4 protein-coding genes and 1 pseudogene are annotated in these 4,038 nt (G+C 30.2%); 2 read left to right on the plus strand and 3 right to left on the minus strand.

Annotated elements, in window-relative coordinates:
* The 3 genes and pseudogenes from ABJG40_RS13895 to ABJG40_RS13905 all read right to left on the minus strand — a co-directional run.
* A pseudogene (locus ABJG40_RS13895) lies at nucleotides 1-333 on the minus strand (MFS transporter); the annotation flags it as partial.
* A gap of 98 nt (nucleotides 334-431) precedes the next feature.
* On the minus strand, nucleotides 432-1,871 hold the full coding sequence (gene aldA, locus ABJG40_RS13900; RefSeq protein WP_348025193.1) for an aldehyde dehydrogenase: 1,440 nt from the start codon (nucleotides 1,869-1,871) through the stop codon (nucleotides 432-434).
* A 205-nt stretch (nucleotides 1,872-2,076) separates the two neighbouring features.
* The gene (locus tag ABJG40_RS13905; protein WP_348025194.1) at nucleotides 2,077-2,976 is read right to left on the minus strand and encodes an AraC family transcriptional regulator; all 900 of its coding nucleotides are present in this window, start codon (nucleotides 2,974-2,976) and stop codon (nucleotides 2,077-2,079) included.
* Nucleotides 2,977-3,075: 99 nt separating this feature from the next.
* On the opposite strand from ABJG40_RS13905, the gene rhaD reads away from it, so the two are divergent.
* Together rhaD and ABJG40_RS13915 are read left to right on the plus strand one after the other, a co-directional pair.
* Entirely contained in the window at nucleotides 3,076-3,870 is a 795-nt protein-coding gene (gene rhaD / locus ABJG40_RS13910; RefSeq protein ID WP_348025195.1) for a rhamnulose-1-phosphate aldolase, read from the plus strand.
* A gap of 20 nt (nucleotides 3,871-3,890) precedes the next feature.
* Nucleotides 3,891-4,038, plus strand: a 148-nt coding sequence (locus tag ABJG40_RS13915) for a hypothetical protein (RefSeq protein WP_348025196.1), incomplete at its 3' end; no start/stop codon positions are given.

Consider the following 4,038-nt stretch of genomic DNA (forward strand, 5'->3'; position numbering starts at 1 on the left):
TAAAAAGAACTCAAACATTTCAAATTCTGCAGCAGGATAAAACAATAAAGCACCAATAGCATACATTGCTAAACCTAAAAGAATACCGCTTTTGTAGCTGTATTTTCTTACAAAAAGAGCTGCAGGTATTGCCATTGTTGCATATCCTCCATAAAAGGCTAATTGCACTAATGCAGCTTTTGCTGTTGAAATTTCCATTACAGTTTTAAAAGCAGCCACCATTGGGTTTGTAATATCATTAGCAAAACCCCACAAAGAAAATAATGAAGTGATAACAATAAATGGAAGTAAATACTCTTTTGAAACTACGGGTATTTTTTTTATGGTTGACATAATTTATTTTTAGATTAAAAAATTAAATATACTAAAAGTACTACTAAGTTTATATAATTAAAACATTAGTAGTACTTGTTAACTAATTTCTAAATATTTTATTGATATTGAGCATATATTACTTTAGTTTGTAAATATTCTTCCATACCATGTTTACCATCTGCTCCACCTAACCCAGATTTTTTCCAACCTGCGTGAAAACCTTGAATTGCTTCAAAATGTTCTCTGTTTATATAGGTTTCTCCATATTGTAATTCTTCTGCAGCATGCATTACTTTATTAAAGTTTTCAGAGAAAATAGAAGATGTTAATCCAAATTCAGAATCATTTGCCATAGAAATAGCTTCGTCTAGAGTATTAAATTTCATCACTGGTAAAACAGGACCGAAAACTTCTTCTTGTATGATTTGCATGTCTTGTTTTACATTTGTTAATAATGTTGGTTGATAAAAATACCCTTTATTAAACTGAGGAGACCTAGATCCTCCAACCAATACTTCAGCACCTTCTTTTTTAGCAAACTCTACCATTTCAGTAACTTTATCTAGTTGCGCTTTAGAAACCAAGCTACTCATATCTGGATTGTTGTCAGAAAAAGCGTCTTCAACTTTTATAGTCTTCATTTTTGCAGTAATCATGTCTAAAAATTGATCATGTATAGATTCTTCTACATACACACGTTCAGCACAATTACAAACTTGTCCACTAAAAATTATTCTAGAACTTACAACAGCATTTACAGCCAATTCTAAGTTTGCATCTGCACAAACAATTGCAGGAGCTTTTCCTCCTAATTCTAAAGAAACCTTTGTAATGTTTTCAGAAGCAGCCTCCATAACCATCTGACCTGCTCCAACGCTACCTGTTAAACTAATAATACCTGTTTTGGGGCTTCTTGAAAGTGCATTTCCAACAATACTACCTTTACCACAAACATAATTTAAAACACCTGCAGGAATATTTATTTTTTCAATTAATTGAGCAAACTCCATAACAGTATTCGGTGCAATAGAACTAGGGTTAATTACACAAGTATTACCAGTAATTAAAGATGCTGCAACTTTTCTTGCCATCACAAAAAAAGGAAAATTCCAAGGTAAAATTCCAACTGCAACTCCAATAGGTGCTTTGTGTAAAAAGATATGTTCTTTACGTCTATCACTTTGTATAATTTCTCCTTCAATTCTCCTTGCAAAACCAGCATAATAATCAAAATAGTCTGCAGTTACATCAATTTCTACTTGAGCTAATCCTATTACTTTTGCTTGTTCAGCTGCTAAAGTTTTAGCTAATGAAATTCTATTATCACGAATAATAGATGCCATTTTATTTAAATATCCAGCTCTTTCAATTGCAGCAAGAGATTTCCATTTATGTTGAGAATTTTGAGCTGCATCTAAAGCTAACTCAGCATCTTTAACACTTCCAATTGGCATTAAAGACAATACTTCTTCTGTACAAGGGTTTAGAATTTCAATTACTTCTGTTGAGGTTGATTGAACAAATTTTCCATTAATAAATTGATCAAATTTTTTCATGTTAAAGGTTTTTTTATAGTTAGTATACAATCAAACTTATGTTGTTAGTATAGAGTCTTTATAGAATCTAATAAGTTTTAAATATTGAATGTGTACAAACATATAAACTGAAAGCCAAAACGGTTTTATCCATAACAATCAATAATATGTACAATTTAAACATATGCCTTCTTGTTGATGGTTTTTTTGATATTGAAAAATTGTCTTAAGTATATTTTCCGGATTTGTATGTGGCAGGTGTTAAGCCAGTTACTGATTTAAAAACTCTTGAAAAATGATATCTATCTGAAAAACCCAATTTAAAAGATACTTCTTCAATTGTATTATTTGAATGTTCAAATAAATCACAAGCTTTTGCAATTTTTCTATTCTGAATAAAATTATGAACAGAAATATTCATTTCTTGTTTAAATAATCTGGCAAAAGAATTTGAAGCCATATGAACTAAACCCGCAATTTCTGCATTGCTTAGTTTCTTATAAACATTTATTTCTACAAAACGAATAACTTTTAAAACACGGTCATCTATGTTAATTGTTTTCCACAATTCTGGACCAATATAAGTTAGTGTTTCTTTTATAAAAGCTTGTAATTTTAAATTAAAAGTAAGTTTAAAGTCTTTGTTTTCTATTTTTAATCTTTCTGTTAAATAAGTAAGTCTTTCTTTTAAATAATCAGTTAATTCAATTTCAATAATTTGAGGATATACATTATCAAAAGGAACACCTAAATTAAAATGCGTAAAGAAGTGAATCAATGACCTTTCTTTATATTCATTTTCATCAATAATATTTGTTAAATGCTTGCCTGTAACATGAATTCCTGTTTTATGAATGTGATTTTTTGTAAATTGAGATGAAAAGGATGTAAAAGGAGGTATAATATATAAGACCTCAGGGCTCATGGAAGTAACTTTATCATTATGGATTAATTGGCCACCTTCATTTTTATTCCAATAAATTCTCCAATAAGGAAAAACCATGTCATGACAATCCCATAAATCTAATAACCAATATCTACAACATAGTAGCTTTAGTTTTAGGTCAATAAAATGTTGGTTATTGTCAGATGGATCTCCTAAACCTACTTTTTTAGAGATTTTCATTTTTTAGACAATGTTTAAATTAGATACAAAAATACGTTTTTTGAATATTTATTAAAAGTAATAATCTAATAGTTTTGTAAACTAAATTATGAACAGATTATGAAGACTTTAAAACTTCCTATTGAAGTACAAACAGAATTAAAAAAAGTATCTAAAGTAGCAGGATATTTATGGCAAAGAGAATGGGCAGAAAGAAATGCTGGTAATATTTCTATGAACTTAACATCATTCTTTAAAAAAGAAGATGTGCAAGGAATTGGAGAAGAAGTTCCTTTTGATTTCCCAAAAGAATCAGCTGGATTTGTAATTTATATTACAGGTACTGGTTGTTATTTAAGAGATTTAGTAGATATGTTAGAAGAAGTATCATGTATTCTTTATATAAATGAAACTGCTACAGCATATTCTATTATTTGGGGAGGAAACAGACCTAATTTTGGACCAACTTGTGAGTTAATTTCTCACGCGAGTATTCATTTATTTAACTCTAAATATCACCCAGAAAATTTAGCGGTTGTGCATACGCATCCACTAGAGTTAATTTGTATGAGTCACCATGAGTTGTTTGATAATGAAGAAGAATTAAACAGACAAATTTGGATGATGTGCCCTGAGGTTAAAGTATTTGTTCCTAAAGGAATTCACTGTACACCTTATGCTTTGTCTAGCACTGCAGCTTTAGCAGAAGTAACAATGGACGCTTTTAAAACAAGAAACGTTTCATTATGGGAAAAGCATGGAGCAACTGCAACAGCACCAGATGTAATGAAAGCATGGGACTTTTTAGATGTAGCAAATAAAGGAGCTAAAATGCTAATGATGTGTTGGGCTGCAGGTTTTCAACCAGCAGGATTATCAAACGAACAATTAACAGAATTAGAACAATTTACATAAACCAAAAAACAGTATAAATCATGAGTAGATTAATTGGTAGACTACCAAAAGTAGGAATTCGTCCTGTGATTGATGGACGTGAATTAGGAGTTAGAGAATCTTTAGAAGTTCAGACAATGGACATGGCTAAAGCTGCAGCAAAACTAATTGAAGAAACATTACGTTTTC

The organism is Polaribacter sp., from assembly GCF_039939415.1.
Taxonomy (GTDB): Bacteria; Bacteroidota; Bacteroidia; order Flavobacteriales; family Flavobacteriaceae; genus Polaribacter.